This is a genomic window from Pseudomonas sp. P8_241 (assembly GCF_034008315.1).
Taxonomy (GTDB): domain Bacteria; phylum Pseudomonadota; class Gammaproteobacteria; order Pseudomonadales; family Pseudomonadaceae; genus Aquipseudomonas.
On the sequence record NZ_CP125377.1, the window covers coordinates 738,698 to 758,582 of the forward strand.

17 protein-coding genes are annotated in these 19,885 nt (G+C 58.2%); 12 read left to right on the forward strand and 5 right to left on the reverse strand.

Annotated elements, in window-relative coordinates; all coding sequences use genetic code 11:
* Positions 1–36 precede the first annotated feature (36 nt).
* Complete coding sequence (locus tag QMK58_RS03250) at positions 37–2,523, forward strand: circularly permuted type 2 ATP-grasp protein (protein ID WP_053153729.1); 2,487 nt, start codon at positions 37–39, stop codon at positions 2,521–2,523.
* On the forward strand, positions 2,523–3,413 hold the full coding sequence (locus QMK58_RS03255) for a transglutaminase family protein (protein ID WP_053153732.1): 891 nt from the start codon (positions 2,523–2,525) through the stop codon (positions 3,411–3,413). The genes QMK58_RS03250 and QMK58_RS03255 overlap by 1 nt, the downstream gene beginning before the upstream one ends.
* Positions 3,414–3,600: 187 nt before the next feature.
* On the opposite strand, the gene QMK58_RS03260 is transcribed toward QMK58_RS03255, so the two are convergent.
* Entirely contained in the window at positions 3,601–3,780 is a 180-nt protein-coding gene (locus QMK58_RS03260; protein WP_053153734.1) for a hypothetical protein, read from the reverse strand.
* Positions 3,781–3,848: 68 nt separating this feature from the next.
* On the reverse strand, positions 3,849–4,436 hold the full coding sequence (locus QMK58_RS03265; RefSeq protein WP_053153737.1) for a TIGR00730 family Rossman fold protein: 588 nt from the start codon (positions 4,434–4,436) through the stop codon (positions 3,849–3,851).
* A 343-nt stretch (positions 4,437–4,779) separates the two neighbouring features.
* Between QMK58_RS03265 and azu the strand changes: the two genes are divergently transcribed.
* Positions 4,780–5,226 (forward strand): azurin, encoded by a 447-nt coding sequence (azu, locus tag QMK58_RS03270; protein WP_053153739.1) that lies wholly within the window; start codon positions 4,780–4,782, stop codon positions 5,224–5,226.
* 183 nt (positions 5,227–5,409) lie between these two features.
* On the opposite strand, the gene nadE is transcribed toward azu, so the two are convergent.
* The 3 genes from nadE to QMK58_RS03285 all read right to left on the reverse strand — a co-directional run bounded on the left by nadE (position 5,410) and on the right by QMK58_RS03285 (position 8,578).
* Positions 5,410–6,237 carry an ammonia-dependent NAD(+) synthetase gene (gene nadE, locus QMK58_RS03275; RefSeq protein WP_320395859.1) on the reverse strand — a complete coding sequence of 276 codons (828 nt, stop codon included), beginning with the start codon at positions 6,235–6,237 and terminating at the stop codon, positions 5,410–5,412.
* A gap of 4 nt (positions 6,238–6,241) precedes the next feature.
* A complete protein-coding gene (gene pncB, locus QMK58_RS03280; RefSeq protein WP_053153745.1) occupies positions 6,242–7,468 on the reverse strand; it encodes a nicotinate phosphoribosyltransferase in 1,227 nt (408 codons plus the stop codon).
* 204 nt (positions 7,469–7,672) lie between these two features.
* Positions 7,673–8,578, reverse strand: a complete 906-nt coding sequence (locus QMK58_RS03285; RefSeq protein WP_320395860.1) for a LysR family transcriptional regulator — start codon at positions 8,576–8,578, stop codon at positions 7,673–7,675.
* 175 nt (positions 8,579–8,753) lie between these two features.
* Here QMK58_RS03285 and QMK58_RS03290 point away from each other — a divergent pair, with 175 nt between their 5' ends.
* The 9 genes from QMK58_RS03290 to QMK58_RS03330 all read left to right on the forward strand — a co-directional run bounded on the left by QMK58_RS03290 (position 8,754) and on the right by QMK58_RS03330 (position 19,883).
* Positions 8,754–10,244, forward strand: coding sequence for an aldehyde dehydrogenase family protein (locus QMK58_RS03290; RefSeq protein ID WP_053153751.1), 1,491 nt, complete (start codon positions 8,754–8,756; stop codon positions 10,242–10,244).
* A 144-nt stretch (positions 10,245–10,388) separates the two neighbouring features.
* Positions 10,389–11,672, forward strand: a complete 1,284-nt coding sequence (locus tag QMK58_RS03295; protein WP_053153754.1) for an NAD(P)/FAD-dependent oxidoreductase — start codon at positions 10,389–10,391, stop codon at positions 11,670–11,672.
* Between the two features lie 362 nt (positions 11,673–12,034).
* Positions 12,035–13,168, forward strand: a complete 1,134-nt coding sequence (locus QMK58_RS03300) for an ABC transporter substrate-binding protein (protein ID WP_053153757.1) — start codon at positions 12,035–12,037, stop codon at positions 13,166–13,168.
* Between the two features lie 240 nt (positions 13,169–13,408).
* Positions 13,409–14,323 carry an ABC transporter permease subunit gene (locus QMK58_RS03305; RefSeq protein WP_046819754.1) on the forward strand — a complete coding sequence of 305 codons (915 nt, stop codon included), beginning with the start codon at positions 13,409–13,411 and terminating at the stop codon, positions 14,321–14,323.
* Between the two features lie 3 nt (positions 14,324–14,326).
* Entirely contained in the window at positions 14,327–15,610 is a 1,284-nt protein-coding gene (gene livM, locus QMK58_RS03310) for a high-affinity branched-chain amino acid ABC transporter permease LivM (protein ID WP_053153760.1), read from the forward strand.
* A complete protein-coding gene (locus QMK58_RS03315) occupies positions 15,607–16,479 on the forward strand; it encodes an ABC transporter ATP-binding protein (protein ID WP_053153763.1) in 873 nt (290 codons plus the stop codon). The genes livM and QMK58_RS03315 overlap by 4 nt, the downstream gene beginning before the upstream one ends.
* Positions 16,476–17,195, forward strand: coding sequence for an ABC transporter ATP-binding protein (locus tag QMK58_RS03320; protein ID WP_053153766.1), 720 nt, complete (start codon positions 16,476–16,478; stop codon positions 17,193–17,195). Before QMK58_RS03315 ends, QMK58_RS03320 begins: the two co-directional genes overlap by 4 nt.
* Positions 17,196–18,047: 852 nt before the next feature.
* On the forward strand, positions 18,048–18,809 hold the full coding sequence (locus QMK58_RS03325) for an SDR family oxidoreductase (protein WP_053153769.1): 762 nt from the start codon (positions 18,048–18,050) through the stop codon (positions 18,807–18,809).
* 168 nt (positions 18,810–18,977) lie between these two features.
* Positions 18,978–19,883 carry a cation diffusion facilitator family transporter gene (locus tag QMK58_RS03330; RefSeq protein ID WP_053153773.1) on the forward strand — a complete coding sequence of 302 codons (906 nt, stop codon included), beginning with the start codon at positions 18,978–18,980 and terminating at the stop codon, positions 19,881–19,883.
* The last annotated feature ends 2 nt before the right edge of the window (positions 19,884–19,885 follow it).

Sequence of the window (19,885 nt, forward strand, 5' to 3'; positions counted from 1 at the left end):
TAGTCTGACCGTTCATTGCTGTCTGCCGAGCTTTCCATGCCTGACCTGCTAGACCGCTACCCGCTGACGGCGGGCACCTATCACGAACTGCTCGACGACAGCGGCGCTGTGCGCCCGCACTGGCGCCGGCTGTTCGACCAATTGCAGCGCAGCACACCGGCGCAACTGGTGCAGCGTCAGGCATTGTTGACCCGGCAGATTCAGGAAAACGGTGTGACCTACAACGTCTACGCCGATCCCAAAGGCGCAGACCGACCGTGGGAACTGGACCTGCTGCCCCATGTGATTGCAGCGGATGAGTGGGATCATTTGTCCGCCGGTATTGCTCAACGGGGGCAATTGCTCAATGCGGTTCTGGCGGACCTGTATGGCCCGCAACGGCTGATCGCCGAAGGTCTGTTGCCGGCTGAGCTGATATTCGGACACAACAACTTCCTCTGGCCCTGTCAGGGCATAAAACCGCCTGACGGGGCATTTCTGCATCTGTATGCCGTGGATCTGGCGCGCTCGCCCGACGGCCGCTGGTGGGTGACCGCGGACCGCACGCAAGCGCCGTCCGGAGCCGGATATGCGTTGGAAAACCGCACCATCGTGTCCCGTGCGTTTCCCGAGTTGTACCGTGATTTGAAGGTGCAGCATCTGGCTGGATTCTTCCGCACGCTTCAGGAAACGCTGGTCCGGCAAGCGCCCTGTGGCGATGAGTCACCCTTGGTGGTATTGCTGACACCGGGGCGCTTCAATGAAAGCTATTTCGAACATCTGTACCTGGCCCGCCAGCTCGGTTACCCGCTGGTGGAAGGTGGCGATCTGACGGTTCGCGATGCCACGGTCTACTTGAAAACATTGAGTGGCCTGCGTCGGGTGCACGCAGTCATGCGTCGGCTGGATGATGATTTCTGCGACCCGTTGGAGCTGCGTACCGATTCGGCCCTGGGCGTTCCTGGCCTGCTTGACGCTGTACGGCAGGGCAGGGTGCTGGTAGCCAATGCTCTTGGGAGTGGCGTGCTGGAGTCCCCAGCGCTGTTGGGTTTTTTGCCGAAGATCAATCAGTTCCTGTTCGGCGAAGATCTGATCCTGCCGTCTATCGCAACCTGGTGGTGCGGTGAAGCGCCCGTGTTGGCCCAAGCATTGGAAAAACTCCCGGAATTGCTGATCAAGCCCGCGTTCCCCTCCCAGAGCTTCGCGCCGGTCTTTGGGCGTGACTTGAGTGAAAAACAGCGCCAGGAGCTCACCCTGCGCATGCAGGCACGGCCTTATGCCTACGTCGCGCAAGAACTCGCGCAATTGTCCCACGCGCCGATCTGGCAGGCTGACGACGGTCAGCTGCAACCCCGGGCCATTGGCATGCGCATGTATGCGGTGGCGAGTCGGGAGGGCTATCGGGTGCTGCCGGGCGGTTTGACTCGCGTGGCCGCCGAAGCGGATGCCGAAGTGGTGTCGATGCAACGCGGCGGTGCAAGCAAAGACACTTGGGTGTTGGGTGATCGTCCACCCAGCGGCGAACAATGGAAAGCCCAGCGCAATATTGGCGTGCATGACCTGGTGCGGCGCGATCCGTATCTGCCGTCGCGGGTAGTGGAAAACCTGTTCTGGTTTGGCCGCTACTGCGAACGCTGCGATGACAGTGCCCGTTTGTTGCGCATCATGCTCGCGCGCTATGTGGATGGTGATGACCCGCAAGCCCTGCAAGCCGCGGTCGATCTCGGCGAGCGACTGATGTTGTTGCCGGATGAAGGCGAGCTTCCTGAACGACTGCTGGCGGCGTTGCTTGGCGATGACTGGCCGTTCAGCCTGCGTTCCAATCTGCAACGCTTGCAGTGGGCGGCGTCCCAGGTGCGCGGCAAACTTTCCAGGGAAAACTGGCAGGCACTGGTGGAGTTGCAACGCGAGGCCATGGAGCTGGAAACCGAAGAGCCGGATTTCGGCGAGTTGCTGGATTTTCTCAATCGATTGGTGATGTCACTGGCTGCACTGTCCGGGTTTGCGCTGGATGACATGACTCGGGATGAGGGGTGGCGATTCCTGATGATTGGTCGGCGGATCGAGCGCCTGCAATTTCTCAGCGGCAGTCTGGCGGCGTTCCTTCGTGGGACCGAAACCTTCGATCAGGTTGGGCTGGAGTGGCTGCTGGAGCTGGGGAACAGTAGCATCACCTACCGCTCACGGTATCTGGCGGTGGCGCAATTGATCCCGGTGCTTGACCTGTTGTTGCTCGACGAACAGAACCCACACGCCGTGCTGTTTCAATTGAAACTGGTGACCCGAACCGTCAAGCGCCTGAACGACGATTTCGGCGCACCGCGTGAAACGGTGTTGCCGCATTTGGCTGAACGCCTGGCGCGGTTCGACCTGGGCTGTCTTGAGAACTCGCTGTTTGGTGAAGCGAGCGTTCACGCTGCCATCGAAGGGCTGGCCGAACTGCTGCAAGAAATCGCCGACGCCAGCAGCCAGGTCTCGGATCGCCTTGCGCTGCGGCATTTCGCCCATGTCGATGATGTCAGCCAACGTACGGTGTCCGTCTGATGAGTGCTCATTATCAGATTTTTCACGACACTCACTACCACTACGACACGCCGGTTTCCCTTGCCCAACAACTGGCCCATTTGTGGCCACGTGAGTGTGCGTGGCAGCGCTGCACCGACCGGCAATTGCAGATCAGCCCGCAGCCGACGTCGCGCCGCGATGAGCTGGATGTCTTTGGTAACCCGCTGACGCGGCTGGCGTTCGAGCGTCCGCATGATGAGCTGCTGGTCAATGCGAGTCTCACGATCGAAGTGTTGCCTCGGCCGGCGTTGGATTTCAGCCAGTCTCCAGCATGGGAAGACACCTGCAGTACATTGACTTACAACAGTCAGCCTCTGTCGCCCGAACGGCTAGAAGCTTGCCGTTATCGGTTTGAATCACCTTATGTGCACCTGAAACGTAACTTCGTCGAGTTTTCCGAAAGTTGTTTCCCGGAGGGGCGGCCGCTGCTACTGGGCGTTCAGGCCTTGATGGAGAAAATCTTCAGCGAGTTTACCTTTGATGCCGAAGCGACTCAGGTGGCGACGCCGCTGGTTGAAGTGCTGGAGCGTCGGCGTGGTGTCTGTCAGGACTTCGCCCACCTGATGCTCGCCTGCGTACGCTCTCGTGGTTTGGCTGCGCGGTACATCAGTGGTTACTTGCTGACGCAGCCGCCACCCGGTCAGCCACGCTTGATCGGGGCCGATGCGTCGCATGCCTGGGTGTCGGTTTTTTGCCCCGAGTTGGGCTGGGTGGACTTTGATCCGACCAACAACGTGCAGCCGGCGCTGGAGCACATCACTTTGGCGTGGGGGCGGGATTTTTCCGATGTGTCGCCGTTGCGGGGCGTCATTCTGGGAGGAGGGAATCATGACCCGGAAGTCCGCGTCACCGTGATGCCACTGAATTAACGCAGGTCCCCTGTAGCAGCGAGCTTGCTCGCGAAGAACCCGAGAGCGCCGGGGTGTCAGGCTTGCAGCGTTATCGTTAACGACCATCGCGAGCAAGCTCGCTCCTACAGAAGAGGGCCGGCAGCAAAACTGCCAACCCTGGACACAGATCCGGTGGGCCTGATCAGGTTATCGGGCCCGGAGGGTCTCAGGCGTCGGGCGCCTGATCTTTCGGTGCATCAACATCATCTTCCGCTGCCACTTCACCCTCTGGGTTCAGTGCCGTTTCTTCAGCTGTAGCTTTCTTGCGCTGAAGCTTTTCCTCTTTCTTCTGCTCCTTGGCCAAGTCTCTCTGACGTTTGGCGAAGGAATAATTGGGTTTAGCCATGGGCGATCCTCTGGGGTCGAAGGTGAGGTTGAGCGGCGCATATTCTGCCCTGTATCGGTGCCGAGCCGTTAGCTGGGTTTTTGCTCGGCCCATTTAGGCGCTACAGAAGGTTGCCAGGCATTCAGGGCGTCGAGCAGGGTTTGCGGTGATTCGCTCATTTGCAGCATGTCACGGTGCTGCCCGCGAACGAAGCCTTCGCCGACGATATGATCGAGAAAAGACGTCAATTTGTCGTAGAAACCGTTCACTTCCAGCAATCCCAGTGGTTTGCCGTGGTAACCGAGCTGACCCCAGGTCCAGACTTCGAATAGCTCTTCCAGCGTGCCAAGTCCGCCGGGCAGGGCGATAAAGGCGTCGCTGAGTTCTGCCATTCGCGCTTTGCGTGCGTGCATGCCATCGACGACTTCCAGGCGAGTCAGACCGCTGTGACCGATCTCCTTGTCCTTGAGGCTTTGCGGAATGATGCCGATCACTTCACCGCCGGCCGCCAAGGCTGCATCGGCGACGATACCCATCAGTCCTACGGCACCGCCGCCGTACACCAGGGTCAGCTTGCGCTGGGCCAATGCCTGGCCCAGCGCAATGGCGGCTTCACGATATGCCGGATTGGTGCCGGTGCTGGCACCGCAAAATACACAAACGGATGCTAAAGACATGCCTTACTCCATGCTAGATCAGGGCCACAGAGTAAAGGCAGGCGTGCAACGCTCCAAGCGCTAAACTTCGCGATTGAACGTTTCGTACGTTCCGCTGGCACCGCAGGCGTAGGCGGCCAGCAAACTGCACAACAGGCTATTGACGGACATGGCAGATGCTCCGATAAATGATGTCCGTCGGATCATAGGGCCGGATTAGACGCCTGGCTGGTAGATTCTTTCGATAGGTGTCATAGCCCAAAAGTTGTATACAATTTTTGATTCAAGTCATATGAACTTGCGAAGTTTTCAGGCAGTCTTCTGTCCATTAGCGTTTTCTTAAACCCTGCCTTGGAGATTCACCATGTTTGCCAAACTTGTTGCGGTATCCCTGCTGACACTGGCGAGCAGCCAACTGATGGCTGCCGAGTGCAAGACTACTATCGACTCCACCGACCAAATGACCTTCAACACCAAGGCCATTGAAATCGACAAGAGCTGCAAGACGTTCACCGTCGAACTGACCCACTCCGGCAGCCTGCCGAAAAACGTCATGGGTCATAACTGGGTGCTGAGCAAAGAAGCCGACATGCAGCCAATCGCGACGGATGGCCTGAGCGCCGGCATCGACAAGAACTACCTGAAAGAAGGTGATGCCCGCGTCATTGCCCACACCAAGGTCATCGGCGCCAAGGAAACCGATTCGGTGACCTTCGATGTATCCAAGCTGGATGCCGCTGAAAAATACGGTTTCTTCTGCTCGTTCCCAGGCCACATCTCGATGATGAAAGGCACTGTGACCCTGAAGTAATCAGGCACACCGCGTCATCGTTCATCGCTGGCAGGCCAGCTCCCACAGGTTTTGTGAACGACACAAGTCACTGTAGGAGCTGGCTCGCCAGCGAATGGGCCAAAAGCATCAACGCATGTTTTGGCCAAAGAAAAAGCCCGCTGAAGCTCAACACTTCAGCGGGCTTTTTCATTCATTCACGCCTCAAGGCGCAAACGGCATCACACGCTTGTGGTGCGTCTTGTTGTACGTGTCGACGATGATCCTGAATGCTTCCTCACGCACCGTTTCGCCGTGCAGGAACGCATCGATCTCGGTGTAGGTCACGCCGTGGGACGCTTCGTCCGGTTTACCGGGGGACAGGTCTTCAAGGTCCGCCGTCGGGATTTTCTCCACCAGGGATTCAGGCGCACCGAAGCTGCGAGCAATAGCCCGCACCTGGTTTTTCACCAGGCCACTCAGTGGCGCCAAGTCGCAAGCGCCATCACCGAACTTGGTAAAGAACCCCATCACCGCTTCTGCCGCATGATCGGTGCCGATCACCAGGCCATGAGCCGCACCAGCGATGGTGTATTGGGCAACCATGCGCATCCGCGCCTTGGTGTTGCCGAGGACGAAGTCCACCGAGACGGCATGCTTGCCTTCAAACGCCGCTACTTCATTGGCCAGGGATTTGACTGCCGGGCCGATGTTCACGGTGTGACGCTCATCCGGCTTGATGAAATCCACCGAAGCTTGGGCGTCGTGTTCATCGAACTGGGTTTCGTAGGGCAGGCGCACGGCAATGAACTTGTAGCCTTCTTCGCCCGTGCGTTGGCGCAATTCGCGCATGGCACGTTGGGCCAGCAGGCCAGCGGTCAGGGAGTCGACGCCGCCACTGATGCCCAGCACCATGGTTTTCAATCCGGAATTGACCAGACAATCCTGGATAAAGGTCACTCGGCGAGCGATTTCGACCTCAAGGGCGGCCTCATCGGCGAACGGCGGCTGGACCTTGAGCTGTTCAGCAATCTCACGCTGTACGGCTTGCATGAATTCACTCCTTGCTTGATGGACTGGAAAGGGCGGCAGGAACCTGGAAAACGTGTCGCAAGTAAGCGACGAAATTCGGGTCCTTGCAGTGAGTCTTGCCGGGCTCGTCGGAGATTTTCGCTACCGGTTGGCCATTGCAGGCGGCCATTTTAAGCACGATGCTCATCGGTTCGACACCCGGAATGTCACACGTCAGGTTGGTGCCGATGCCGAAGCTGACATTGATGCGACCACGCAGCGCGCGGAATATCTCCAGCGCCTTGGGCAGAGTCAGGCTGTCGGAAAAAGTCAGCGTCTTGCTCATCGGTTCGATGCCGAGCCTGTGATAGTGCGCGATGGCTTTTTCCGCCCACACCACCGGATCACCAGAGTCATGGCGCAAACCGTCGAAAAGCTTGGCGAAAAACAGATCGAAATCGCCGAGAAATGCATCCATGGTGATGCAGTCGGTCAGAGCGATCCCCAGCAAGCCACGGTATTCGCGAACCCAGCAATCGAGGGCGGCAATCTGGCTGTCGATCAGACGCGGGCCAAGTTGCTGATGCGCCATGATCCATTCGTGGGCCATGGTCCCCAGCGGCTTCATGTCCAGCTCCCGGGACAGGTGCACGTTGCTGGTGCCGACGAAGCGGCCGGGAAAGTCGTGCTTGAGCACGTTGACCACTTCTTCCTGTACGCGATACGAAAAGCGACGGCGCGTACCGAAGTCGGCTACCTGCAGTTCCGCCAATTCATCGCTGCTGGCGTTGGCGTTCAGCCAGTCGAACTTGCGATAGAGCTGTTCGCGAGCCTGCTCCAGGACAATTTCACGGTAGCGATAGCGATTGCGCACTTCGCTGACGATCGCCAGCAGTGGTACTTCGAACAGGATTACATGCAGCCACGGGCCACGCAGGCGGATGAACAATTCACCGTTTTCGATGCCCGTGTGGATGTAGCGCAGGTTGAAGCGAAACAGCCCGAGAAAGCGCAGGAAATCTGGTTTGAGAAAGCTGATGCGCTCCAGAAAGTTCAACTGGTCAGCGCTAAGGCTCAGTTCGGCGAGGCGCTCGATCTGAAAACGGATTTGCGCAAGGTATGGACGCAAATCCTCACTGTTACGGCAACGAAACTCCCATTCGACTTCCACGTTCGGGTAGTTGTGCAGCACCGCCTGCATCATCGTCAATTTGTAGAAGTCGGTGTCGAGCAGGTTCTGCACGATGCGATCGGCAAATACACTCTCGCTCATAACGGGAATCTCCAGCGTTGCAGCGGTATTGATCAGTGGCGCTAGTGGCGCATATCCCAGACAGGGATTACCAGCATTTTTTCGACAAACGCAGACCCTTGTAGGAGCTGGCTTGCCAGCGAAGAGGCAGGCACATCCAATATGAATGTCGATTGAAAGACCGCCTTCGCTGGCAAGCCAGCTCTTACAAGGTGATGGCGCCCATCAGGTTGCTTCCGGGCTATCGATCTGCTCCAGCATCCATTTCACAAAATCGCGCACCTTTGGCACTTCCGCCGAGTGCTCCGGATACGCCAGGAAATAGGCGTCGCTGCTGGGCATTGCATGCTGCCAGGGAATGACTAACTTGCCGTCAGCGAGTTCTTCTTCCACCAGGAAGCGGGGCAGCAACGCCACGCCACAGCCGACCTGAGCGGCGCGGATGCACATGTAAAAGGTTTCGAAGCGCGGACCGTGATAGCTGTGTTCGGTGTGGTAGCCCTGATGTTCGAACCAGTCGTGCCAGGCCTGGGGTCGGGAGGCGTTCTGCAGCAGTACCAGGTCGGCCAATTGCGTCGGATCGGTAAACGGTTGGGTTGGCATGCTGCCCGGGGCGCATACCGGAACAAGCTCTTCGCCGAACAGTTTCAGGCATTCGGTGCCCGGCCGTGAACCCTGACCGAAGTAGAACGCCAGGTCGCTGCGCCCTTGCAGCAGATCATCCGCTTCCTGCTCGCTGCACAGGTCCAGGTGAATCGATGGATGACGCAGGCGCCAGCCTTTCAAGCGCGGCACCAGCCACCGTGCGCCGAACGTGGGTGGCGTCGAGACACGCAGGACTTCGGTCTCTCCGCCATAGGAGCGAAGGTAATGGGTCGACATCTCGACCTGTGTGAGTATTTTTCGTACTTCAACCAGATACAAATCCCCGGCCGGAGTCATTTGCAGGCGACGGCGTACCCGGCGAAACAGCAGGTGTTGTAGCAGCTCTTCGAGTTGCGCGACCTGCTTGCTGACAGCGCTCTGGGTCAGGTTCAGTTCTTCGGCGGCCCGGGTGAAGCTCAAATGCCGGGTCACGGCTTCGAAACACTGCAACGCAGCGATCGATGGCAAGTAGCGTTTATTGAGCATGGGCGGTCCTTTGTTCTTGTCTCTTTATTGCCAGCAATGCACAGCATGAATAAACGGAATGATATCTCTCTTAAAGGTCGTTTGTTGAGTAACCTCCGGGGAGCTAAAACTACAGGTCTGATCAGCCGTGATATTCCGGCTGCACCTGTTCCGTTTTTTGCTTGAGGAGTGACCCATGGTTGCCGCATTGCTTGATCGTCTTGGTGTGAACCCGGCCCTGTACCAGAACGGCAAAGTGCCGGTGCATTCGCCGATCGATGGCAGCAGGATCGCCGCCGTGAACTGGGAAGGCGCCGCTGAAGTCGAGCAGCACATCAGTCGCGCAGATCATGCGTTCGAGCTGTGGCGCAAGGTTCCGGCACCGCGCCGTGGCGAACTGGTCCGGCAACTGGGGGACATTCTGCGTGAATACAAGGCTGACCTTGGCGAGCTGGTGTCGTGGGAAGCCGGCAAAATCACCCAGGAGGGCTTGGGTGAAGTTCAGGAAATGATCGACATCTGCGACTTCGCCGTCGGCCTGTCCCGCCAGTTGTACGGCTTGACCATTGCCTCCGAGCGTCCTGGTCACCACATGCGCGAAACCTGGCATCCGCTGGGCGTTGTCGGCGTGATCAGCGCGTTCAATTTCCCGGTCGCGGTCTGGGCGTGGAACGCCACGCTGGCGCTGGTCTGCGGCAACCCGGTGATCTGGAAGCCGTCGGAGAAAACCCCGCTTACCGCCCTGGCCTGCCAGGCGCTGTTCGACCGCGTGCTGAAGAATTTCAGCGATGCGCCGCCACACCTGAGTCAGGTGATCATCGGTGGTCGCGATGCCGGTGAGGCGTTGGTCGACGATCCGCGTGTCGCGCTGGTCAGCGCCACGGGCAGTACCCGCATGGGTCGTGAAGTGGCGCCGAAAATCGCCGCGCGTTTCGCTCGCAGCATTCTCGAACTGGGCGGCAACAACGCCATGATCCTCGGCCCAAGCGCCGATCTGGACATGGCTGTTCGCGCCATTCTGTTCAGCGCCGTTGGCACCGCCGGTCAACGCTGCACCACCTTGCGCCGTTTGATTGCCCATGAGTCGGTAAAGGACGAAATCGTCACCCGCCTCAAGGCCGCATACGCCAAAGTGCGCATTGGTCATCCGCTGGAAGGCAACCTGATCGGCCCGCTGATCGACAAGCAAAGTTTCGACAACATGCAGGATGCTCTGGAACAGGCCTTGAGCGAAGGCGGCCGAGTGTTCGGTGGCAAGCGCCAGCTGGAAGACAAATTCCCGAACGCCTATTACGTATCGCCGGCCATCGTCGAAATGCCGGAGCAGAGCGAAGTGGTCTGCCACGAAACCTTCGCACCAATTTTGTACGTGGTCGGTTACAGCGATTTCCAGGAAGCCCTGCGTTTGAACAACGCCGTGCCTCAAGGCTTGTCCTCCTGCATCTTCACCACCGACGTGCGTGAAGCCGAGCAATTCATGTCGGCGGTGGGCAGCGATTGCGGGATCGCAAACGTCAACATCGGCCCGAGCGGTGCCGAAATCGGTGGCGCATTTGGTGGTGAGAAAGAGACCGGTGGTGGCCGAGAGTCGGGTTCTGATGCATGGCGCGGCTACATGCGTCGACAGACCAATACCGTGAACTACTCGCTGGAGTTGCCGTTGGCGCAGGGCATTACGTTCGATTAAGTATTGATTGTGAAGCTGGAAAGATCGCAGCCTGCGGCAGCTCCTACGGGACTGTGACTGGCTGCGATTTTGTAGGAGCTGCCGCAGGCTGCGATCTTTTGGCGGCGACCACGAGGTGAGTTAGGATTCTGTTGGAGTCTGGCAATGCCGTTACGCGAAGAGTGTCTGTGGGAAAAATTGACGCCGCAAAGGCCTGACAACGCGGCGCTCAAAGGTGAAGTGACCGCCGATGTCTGTGTCATCGGCGCCGGGTTCACCGGTCTGTCGGCGGCAGTGCATTTGCTGGAGCAGGGCAAGACTGTGTGTGTGCTGGAAGCCCATCGCGCCGGTCATGGCGGATCGGGACGCAATGTCGGACTGGTCAACGCCGGGATGTGGATTCCCCCGGACGAGATCGAGGCCGGATTCGGCGAGGCGGTGGGCAGCCAGCTCAACCGCATGCTGGGCGCGGCGCCATCGCTGGTGTTCAGCCTTGTGGACAAGTACAACATCGATTGCCAGTTGCGTCGCGAAGGCACGCTGCACATGGCGCATAACGCCCGTGGCGAAGCCGACTTGCGCAGTCGTGAAGAACAATGGAAACGCCGCGGTGCGCCGGTAGAGTTGCTCACCGGCCAGGCCTGCGAGCAAGCCACCGGCACGAAAAAGATCGCCGCCGCGCTGCTCGATCGCCGTGCCGGCACGCTCAACCCGATGGCCTACACCACGGGGCTGGCCAAAGCGGCCATCGGCCTGGGTGGTCAATTATTCGATCATTCCCCGGTTACCCGACTCGAACGTCAGGGCCAGCGCTGGTCTGTGCAAACCGACCAAGGCTCGGTCATGGCCGAAAAAGTGGTGATTGCCTCCAATGCCTACACTGAAGGCGACTGGACGGAACTGCGGCGCAATTTTTTCCCCGGTTATTACTACCAAGTGGCGTCGGTGCCGCTGACTGAAGACGCTGCGCAGCAGATTCTCCCCGGCGGTCAGGGTTCCTGGGACACCCGGCAGGTTCTGAGCAGTATCCGTCGAGACGAGGACGGACGTCTGTTGCTCGGCAGCCTCGGAAATGGCAATCAGAAGCCTGTGTGGTTTCTAAAAGCCTGGGCCGATCGGGTTCAGCAACACTATTTCCCCTATCTGAAACCGGTTGAATGGGAATGCACCTGGACCGGTTGTATCGCCTTTACCCCCGATCATTTGATGCGTCTGTTTGAACCCGCGCCCGGTTTAGTGGCAGTCACCGGTTACAACGGCCGGGGCGTGACCACGGGAACGGTGGTCGGCAAAGCTTTTGCCGATTACCTGTGTAACGCAAATCCTCAAGCGCTACCGATTCCTTTCGCGCCCATGCAGCCATTGGCCGGAGTAGGGTTGCGCAGCTGTCTGTATGAGGCGGGATTCTCGCTGTATCACGCAGGCCAGTGCCTGCGGATAGTGATCTGAAGGCTGATTTTTACAGTGGGAAGCGGCGCTTTTTCGATCTGCAGCTAGCCTGTAGTGGTGCGGGTTGTAGCAGTCTCGCACCAGCAGTGTGCACTTCGGTGACGCACGTTGTTACAGGCTGGTTGCACGTCGTTTAAAGCCGCGGTTGCAATGATGGCGCAGTCGGGTTGCGCCTCAAAAAAATAATGGTTTTACCTTCCGCGGTTTAGACGGTTGCACGCCCAATGAAAATGGGATCGAAACAGTCGAAATAACAAGAAAGCAGCGACTTTTTTCAGAATAAAAAACCGATGGCACGGCCCTTGCTCTGAGCATTCAGAGAAGTCGCAGTGCCAATTAAAAAAACCATGGAGCACCACCTCATGTCCCAGACGTTTTACAAGAAAGGTTTTCTGGCCCTCGCAGTGGCAACTGCGCTGGGTGTTTCTGCGTTTGCTCAGGCTGACATCAAGATCGGCGTAGCGGGACCAATGACAGGCGCCAACGCGGCATTTGGCGAACAGTACATGAAGGGTGCACAAGCGGCGGCCGATGCGGTCAACGCGGCAGGCGGGGTCAACGGGGAAAAAATCGTACTGGTCAAAGGCGATGACGCCTGCGAACCGAAACAGGCTGTAACGGTCGCCAAAGACCTGACCAACCAGAAAGTCGCCGGCGTGGTCGGTCACTTCTGCTCCTCGTCGACCATCCCGGCCTCCGAGATCTACGACGAAGCAGGCATCATCGCCATCACTCCAGGCTCCACCAACCCAGCTGTGACCGAGCGTGGCCTGAGCGCCATGTTCCGGATGTGCGGGCGTGACGACCAGCAAGGCATCGTGGCCGGCGACTATATCGTCGACGTGCTCAAGGGCAAGAAAGTGGTCGTGCTGCACGACAAGGACACCTACGGCCAGGGCCTGGCGGATGCCACCAAGGCTCAACTGGTCAAGCGCGGCGTAACCCCGGTGCTGTATGAAGGCCTGACCCGTGGCGAAAAAGACTTCAGCACCATCGTGACCAAGATCCGCGGTGCCGGCGCTGACGTCGTCTACTTCGGTGGCCTGCACCCGGAAGCCGGTCCTCTGGTGCGTCAACTGCGTGAACAAGGCCTGAAAGACGTCAAGTTCATGTCCGACGACGGTATCGTGACCGATGAACTGGTGACCACCGCTGGCGGTCCGCAATTCGTTGACGGCGTGCTGATGACCTTCGGCGCCGACCCACGCATGCTGCCAGACAGCAAGACCGTGGTAGACGCTTTCCGCAAGGCCGGTACCGAGCCTGAAGGCTACACCCTGTACGCCTACGCTTCGGTCCAGACCCTGGCCGCAGCCTTCAACGGCGCCAAGTCCAACAAGGGCGAAGAAGCGGCTGCATGGCTGAAGAAAAACCCGGTCAAGACCGTCATGGGCGAGAAGACCTGGGACAGCAAGGGCGACCTGAAAATCTCCGACTACGTGGTTTACCAGTGGGACAAGGATGGCAAATACCACCAACTGGAAAAACAGAAGTAAGGGCTGACCCGATCAGAGCTCCCCGATGAACCTTTGTAGGAGCCGGCTTGCTGGCGAAGGCGGACTTGCAGGCGACATTTTTGTCGACTGTTCAATCGCTATCGCTGGCAAGCCAGCTCCTACAGGGGCCGGTGAGGGCTGCCTGATCGTGTCTGACATTGCTCCGACGTATATCTGTATTTTCCTTAGAAGAACCGCACACCCACAGGTGTGCAGGGTCTCATTGCGTGAGATTGCGTTATGGATGGTATTTTCCTGCAGCAACTGGTCAACGGCCTGACCCTCGGGTCGGTCTATGGCCTGATCGCCATCGGCTACACAATGGTCTATGGCATCATCGGCATGATCAACTTCGCCCACGGCGAGGTTTACATGATTTCCGCTTACCTCGCGGCAATCAGTCTGGCTCTGCTGGCTTACTTCGGTATCGAATCTTTCCCGCTGTTGATGCTTGGCACCCTGATCTTCACCATCGTCGTCACGGCGGTGTATGGCTGGGTCATCGAGCGTGTCGCCTACAAACCCCTGCGTAACTCCACCCGACTGGCACCGCTGATCAGCGCCATCGGTATTTCGCTGATCCTGCAGAACTATGCACAGATCGCCCAGGGCGCGAAGCAACAAGGTGTCCCAACCTTGCTGACGGGGGCCTGGCGTGTCGAGGTCGGTACAGGTTTTGTGCAGTTGACCTACACCAAGGTCTTCATTCTGGTCGCCGCGTTTGTCGGCATGGCCGCGCTGACCTACATCATCAAGTACACCAAGCTCGGCCGCATGTGCCGTGCAACCCAGCAAGACCGCAAGATGGCTTCGATCCTGGGAATCAACACCGATCGGGTGATTTCCTACGTGTTCATCATCGGTGCAGCGATGGCGGCCCTGGCCGGCGTGCTGATCACCATGAACTACGGCACATTCGACTTCTATGCCGGTTTCATCATCGGGATCAAGGCGTTCACCGCCGCGGTGCTCGGCGGGATTGGCTCACTGCCCGGCGCGATGCTCGGCGGGATCATCCTCGGGATTTCCGAGTCGCTGTTCTCAGGTCTGGTCAACTCGGACTACAAAGACGTTTTCAGCTTCTCGCTGCTGGTCCTCGTTCTGGTCTTTCGGCCCCAAGGCCTGCTCGGCCGTCCTCTTGTGTCGAAGGTGTAAGCGATGTCCTCAACCACTAAAAAAACCATTGATGTCAAAAAAAGCCTGGTTGACGCGATTCTTGCCGGTCTCATTGCCCTGATCGTGTTCGGGCCGATTGTCGGCGTCGTGCTCGATGGCTACGGCTTCAACCTGGAAACCACGCGGGTGGCGTGGATCGTTGCCATCGTCATGGCCGGGCGTTTTGCCTTGAGTCTGTTCCTGCAAACCTCCAAAGGGCTGAAAATCCTCGAAGGTTTTGAATCTACCGGCTCTGGCGTTCATGTGCTGCCGCCTGACTACAAGACCCGGCTGCGCTGGGTCATCCCACTGATCATTGTGATTGCCGTGGTGTTCCCGTTTTTCTCCAACTCCTACTTGCTGGGCGTGGTCATTCTCGGGTTGATCTACGTTCTGCTGGGCCTGGGGCTGAACATCGTGGTCGGATTGGCCGGCCTGCTCGACCTGGGTTATGTGGCGTTCTACGCGATTGGTGCCTACGGTCTGGCGCTCGGTTATCAGTACCTCGGACTGGGCTTCTGGACAGTGCTGCCACTGGCAGCGATTACCGCTGGCCTCGCCGGCTGCATCCTCGGTTTCCCGGTGTTGCGTCTGCACGGTGACTATCTGGCGATCGTGACCCTGGGCTTTGGTGAAATCATCCGTCTGATCCTCAACAACTGGTTGTCGCTGACCGGCGGCCCGAACGGCATGCCGGCGCCACTGCCAACGTTCTTCGGTCTGGAGTTCGGAAAGCGGGCGAAGGATGGCGGCGTGCCGTTTCACGAGTTCTTCGGCATCGCCTACAACCCGGACGTGAAGTACTACTTCATCTATGCCGTGTTGTTCCTGGTGGTACTGGCCGTGCTGTACATCAAGCATCGTCTGGTCAAGATGCCGGTCGGTCGCGCCTGGGAAGCCCTGCGTGAAGACGAAATCGCCTGTCGTTCGATGGGTCTGAACCACGTGCTGGTCAAGCTTTCGGCATTCACCATCGGTGCCTCGACCGCCGGCCTTGCAGGGGTGTTCTTTGCCACTTACCAAGGCTTCGTCAACCCGACCTCGTTTACCTTCTTCGAATCGGCCCTGATCCTCGCCATCGTGGTGCTGGGCGGTATGGGGTCGACCATCGGCGTGGTGATCGCTGCCTTCGTGCTGACCGTCGCCCCTGAACTGCTGCGCGGCTTCGCCGAATACCGCGTGCTGTTGTTCGGCATCCTGATGGTGTTGATGATGATCTGGCGACCGCGCGGCCTGATTCGGATCAGCCGTACCGGTGTGACACCGCGTAAAGGAGTAGCGCCATGAGCGAAGTCGTACTCTCGGTAGAGAAGCTGATGATGCACTTCGGCGGCATCAAGGCGTTGAACGATGTCAGCCTGAAGGTCGAACGCAATTCGATCTTCGCCCTGATCGGCCCCAACGGTGCCGGCAAGACCACGGTATTCAACTGCCTGACCGGGTTCTACAAGGCCTCCGGCGGCAAGATCGAACTCAATGTGCGGGGCGAGCGGACCAACGTCATCCAACTGCTGGGCGAGTCGTTCAAACCGACCGATTTCGTCTCGCCGAAATCCTTCGCCAGTCGCCTGTACTACAAGATGTTCGGTGGCACCCACCTGGTCAACCGAGCAGGCCTGGCCCGTACCTTCCAGAACATTCGCCTGTTCAAGGAAATGTCGGTGCTGGAAAACCTGCTGGTTGCGCAGCACATGTGGGTCAACCGCAGCATGCTCGCCGGCATCCTCAACACCAAGGGCTATCGCAAGGCCGAAAGCGATGCGCTGGATCACGCGTTCTACTGGCTGGAAGTGGTGGACCTTGTGGACTGCGCCAATCGTCTGGCCGGCGAATTGTCCTACGGCCAGCAACGCCGTCTGGAGATCGCCCGCGCCATGTGCACACGTCCGCAGATCATCTGCCTGGACGAACCGGCTGCTGGCCTCAACCCTCAGGAAACCGAAGCGCTGAGCGCAATGATCCGGCTGCTGCGTGACGAGCACGATCTGACCGTGGTGCTGATCGAACACGACATGGGTATGGTGATGAGTATTTCCGACCACATTGTGGTGCTGGACCATGGGGTCGTCATTGCCGAGGGTGGCCCTGACGCGATTCGCAACGACCCGAAAGTGATTGCCGCTTACCTTGGCGCCGATGAAGAGGAGCTCGTATGACTAACGGTGCCATCCTCGAACTCAAGGAACTGGACGTGTTTTACGGGCCGATCCAGGCCCTCAAGAAAGTCTCGCTGCACATTAATGAAGGGGAAACCGTCAGCCTCATCGGCTCCAACGGCGCCGGCAAGTCGACCCTGCTGATGTCGATCTTCGGGCAGCCGAGGGCAGCGGACGGGCAGATTCTCTATCAGGGCGTGGACATTACCCACAAGTCGTCCCACTACATTGCCTCCAACGGCATCGCGCAGTCGCCAGAAGGACGGCGAGTGTTCCCCGACATGACCGTCGAGGAAAACCTGCTGATGGGCACCATCCCGATTGGGGATAAGTACGCGAAGGAAGACATGCAGCGCATGTTTGAACTGTTCCCTCGCCTCGAGGAGCGGCGCACTCAGCGTGCGATGACCATGTCCGGCGGCGAGCAGCAAATGCTCGCCATCGCCCGAGCCTTGATGAGCCGGCCCAAGTTGTTGCTGCTCGATGAGCCGAGCCTTGGCCTGGCACCGATCGTGGTGAAGCAGATCTTCGCCACCCTGCGCGAACTCGCCAAGACCGGTATGACCATCTTCCTGGTGGAGCAAAACGCCAACCATGCACTGCGGTTGTCGGACCGGGCGTACGTGATGGTCAACGGCGAAATCCGCATGACTGGCACCGGCAAGGAGCTGCTGGTCAACGAGGATGTGCGTAACGCTTATCTCGGCGGGCATTGAGTTTCAATCGTTATGCACAAGCCCTGGCGCGCAATCGCCGGGGCTTTTTTATACCTCCCCAACACCACTGAACCCAGTAGGAGCGAGCCTGCTCGCGAAGATCTCCAGGACAACGCGTTTATCCAGGATGTTCGCGTTATCGTTGACATCCATCGCGAGCAGGCTCGCTCCTGGAGGGGGGGGTGGTATGCCCGATGGACATTGTGGAAAACAATATTCCAAAGCTCCCAAACCGCGACATAAAGCCGCTGCAAATAGTTGTTTTGTCACAGTTTTGACTTGTCCCCGTTTGCTGTGGAACCGACTGTGAATAACATGGGGGTAGCAGGCTGAAAGCCTTTGAATACAAGGCTTTCAAGGGTGTGGTTGTTTTTTGATCAGGTATTTTTGCGTAGCCGGGAGACTGCTTTGTCAACCTTTTTGTTAGCACTGAAAATGCACTGCCAGACCGCTGGCAAGCCTGTGGATAAGTCTGTGGTTAAACTCTGGAAAGACCCCGCTGAAGGCCGTAGTTACTGGCTTGGCGCCATCGCTGAGTTGACCGGCAAGTCGAAAAATTAATCGTTGGTTACACAGCGAGTGTTTTGAGGTCAAGCAAAAAAGTTTTCAATTCCTGCGCAAAGCCTTGTGGACAGCGGCTTGCAGCTTTTCCATTTGCCCCCAAAGACTGTGGACCGGCCTGTGGATAACGTGCGTGCACATGGCTGCAGGCCACGACCGGTAAGGCATGGCGAGAATTGATTGTTTTTTATACAGTTGGCGCGGTGGTTGCCGCTGTGGAAAAGGCCGGGCATGCTGCCTGCTGACTTTCTATTTCAATGGCTGGCGATCAGCCGATGCAAGGAGAACACGATGTCCGACACCCTGTTTATTACCGGCGCGACTTCCGGTTTCGGTGAAGCCTGTGCCCGTCGTTTTGCCGAGGCCGGCTGGAAACTGGTGCTGACGGGCCGTCGTGAAGAGCGCCTGAATGCACTGTGCGCCGAGCTGTCGAAGCAGACCGAGGTCCATGGCCTGGTGCTCGATGTGCGTGATCGCAAAGCCATGGAGGAGGCGATCGCGAAGTTGCCGCCAACCTTCGCCAAGCTGCGCGGGCTTATCAACAACGCAGGCCTGGCGTTGGGTGTTGACCCGGCACCGAAATGTGATCTGGACGATTGGGACACCATGGTCGATACCAACGTCAAAGGCTTGATGTACAGCACTCGCCTGCTGTTGCCGCGCCTGATCGCCCACGGTCGTGGCGCCGGTATTGTCAACCTGGGTTCCATCGCCGGTAACTATCCGTACCCGGGCAGCCACGTGTATGGCGCGACCAAGGCGTTCGTCAAACAGTTCTCACTGAACCTGCGCTGCGACCTGCAAGGCACGGGCGTACGTGTCAGTAACATCGAACCGGGCCTGTGCGAAAGCGAGTTCTCCCTGGTGCGCTTTGCTGGTGACCAGGAGCGCTACAACGCAACCTACGCCGGTGCCGAGCCGATTCAGCCGCAGGACATTGCTGACACGATCTTCTGGGTGCTCAACGCTCCGGCGCACATCAATATCAATAGCCTGGAACTGATGCCGGTCAGCCAGACCTGGGCCGGGTTTGCCATCGAGCGCAAGTCTTAATATCCAGTAACGACCTTTTGCGAGCAGGGGATCTGTTAACACCAGAGAACCCGTGTGGGAGCGGACCTGCTCGCGAAAGGGGCGGATCAGACACGCTGGACTTCAGCTAGACTCCTCACCCATCAATCTCGCCGCATCCTGCGGTCTAGAGGTGTTCGAGGAGACCAAGTGCGCAATCGAGAAGAGCAGCTACTGCTCAAACAATCGACATTTCTGATGCTCCTGGTGACATTCGCCGGAATCATTACCGGTTTTGTTTCAGGTTCCCAATCGATCCTGTTCGATGGTTTCTTTTCGTTAATCGCGGCCTTCATCAAGGTGTTGATGCTGCTGACCGCCCGGCTGATCGCCAAGGAAAGCAATCAGCGCTTCCAGTTCGGTTCCTGGCACCTGGAACCCATGGTGCTGGTGATCGAAGGCTGTTTCATATTCCTGGTGGCCGTCTATGCGTTTCTCAACGGTGTGTTCGGCATCATCAATGGAGGTCGCGAGGTCGAGCTCGGACTGGTGATTCTCTACGCGGCAGTGTTCACCGTCGTTGAATTGATTTACTTCTTCTACGTCCGTCATCGCAATCGCACGCTCAACTCATCGCTGATCCAGTTCGACAACATCAGTTGGCTGGTGGACGCGATGCTGTCGGCGGGACTGCTGGTGAGCTTTCTCATAGCACTGCTGCTCAAGACGCAGGGTTACGACAAGTGGGCGGTATATGTCGACCCGATGATCCTGATTCTGCTGGCCTTGGGCATGCTCCCCCCGGCTTACAAAATCCTCGGCCCCGCCCTGCGCGATGTGTTGGGGATTGTCCCGGATCAACTGGACGACAAGGTGCGTCAGGTGATGGAGGTGGCCAAGGTCGAGCATGGATTCGAGGATTACATTTCCTACGTGCAGAAGCACGGCCGAGCGTGCTTTATCGAGATTCACATCGTATTGCCAAAGGATTATTGGCTCGACGGTGTGGGGCAACTGGACAGTTTGCGCGAGGAAATTTCCACAAACCTCGGCGAACCAGACGCCGCACGATGGCTGACGATCAGCTTTACCGGAGACCGCAAATGGATCGAGTGATT

Bases quoted from the DNA above. Each gene is read 5' to 3' on its own strand.
- QMK58_RS03290 (WP_053153751.1), top strand. From the start codon at position 8,754: ATGGTTGCCGCATTGCTTGATCGTCTTGGTGTGAACCCGGCCCTGTAC.
- QMK58_RS03265 (WP_053153737.1), bottom strand. From the start codon at position 4,436: ATGTCTTTAGCATCCGTTTGTGTATTTTGCGGTGCCAGCACCGGCACC.
- livM (WP_053153760.1), top strand. From the start codon at position 14,327: ATGTCCTCAACCACTAAAAAAACCATTGATGTCAAAAAAAGCCTGGTT.
- QMK58_RS03300 (WP_053153757.1), top strand. From the start codon at position 12,035: ATGTCCCAGACGTTTTACAAGAAAGGTTTTCTGGCCCTCGCAGTGGCA.
- QMK58_RS03250 (WP_053153729.1), top strand. From the start codon at position 37: ATGCCTGACCTGCTAGACCGCTACCCGCTGACGGCGGGCACCTATCAC.
- QMK58_RS03260 (WP_053153734.1), bottom strand. From the start codon at position 3,780: ATGGCTAAACCCAATTATTCCTTCGCCAAACGTCAGAGAGACTTGGCC.
- nadE (WP_320395859.1), bottom strand. From the start codon at position 6,237: ATGCAAGCCGTACAGCGTGAGATTGCTGAACAGCTCAAGGTCCAGCCG.
- QMK58_RS03305 (WP_046819754.1), top strand. From the start codon at position 13,409: ATGGATGGTATTTTCCTGCAGCAACTGGTCAACGGCCTGACCCTCGGG.
- azu (WP_053153739.1), top strand. From the start codon at position 4,780: ATGTTTGCCAAACTTGTTGCGGTATCCCTGCTGACACTGGCGAGCAGC.
- QMK58_RS03325 (WP_053153769.1), top strand. From the start codon at position 18,048: ATGTCCGACACCCTGTTTATTACCGGCGCGACTTCCGGTTTCGGTGAA.
- pncB (WP_053153745.1), bottom strand. From the start codon at position 7,468: ATGAGCGAGAGTGTATTTGCCGATCGCATCGTGCAGAACCTGCTCGAC.
- QMK58_RS03255 (WP_053153732.1), top strand. From the start codon at position 2,523: ATGAGTGCTCATTATCAGATTTTTCACGACACTCACTACCACTACGAC.
- QMK58_RS03295 (WP_053153754.1), top strand. From the start codon at position 10,389: ATGCCGTTACGCGAAGAGTGTCTGTGGGAAAAATTGACGCCGCAAAGG.
- QMK58_RS03285 (WP_320395860.1), bottom strand. From the start codon at position 8,578: ATGCTCAATAAACGCTACTTGCCATCGATCGCTGCGTTGCAGTGTTTC.
- QMK58_RS03320 (WP_053153766.1), top strand. From the start codon at position 16,476: ATGACTAACGGTGCCATCCTCGAACTCAAGGAACTGGACGTGTTTTAC.
- QMK58_RS03315 (WP_053153763.1), top strand. From the start codon at position 15,607: ATGAGCGAAGTCGTACTCTCGGTAGAGAAGCTGATGATGCACTTCGGC.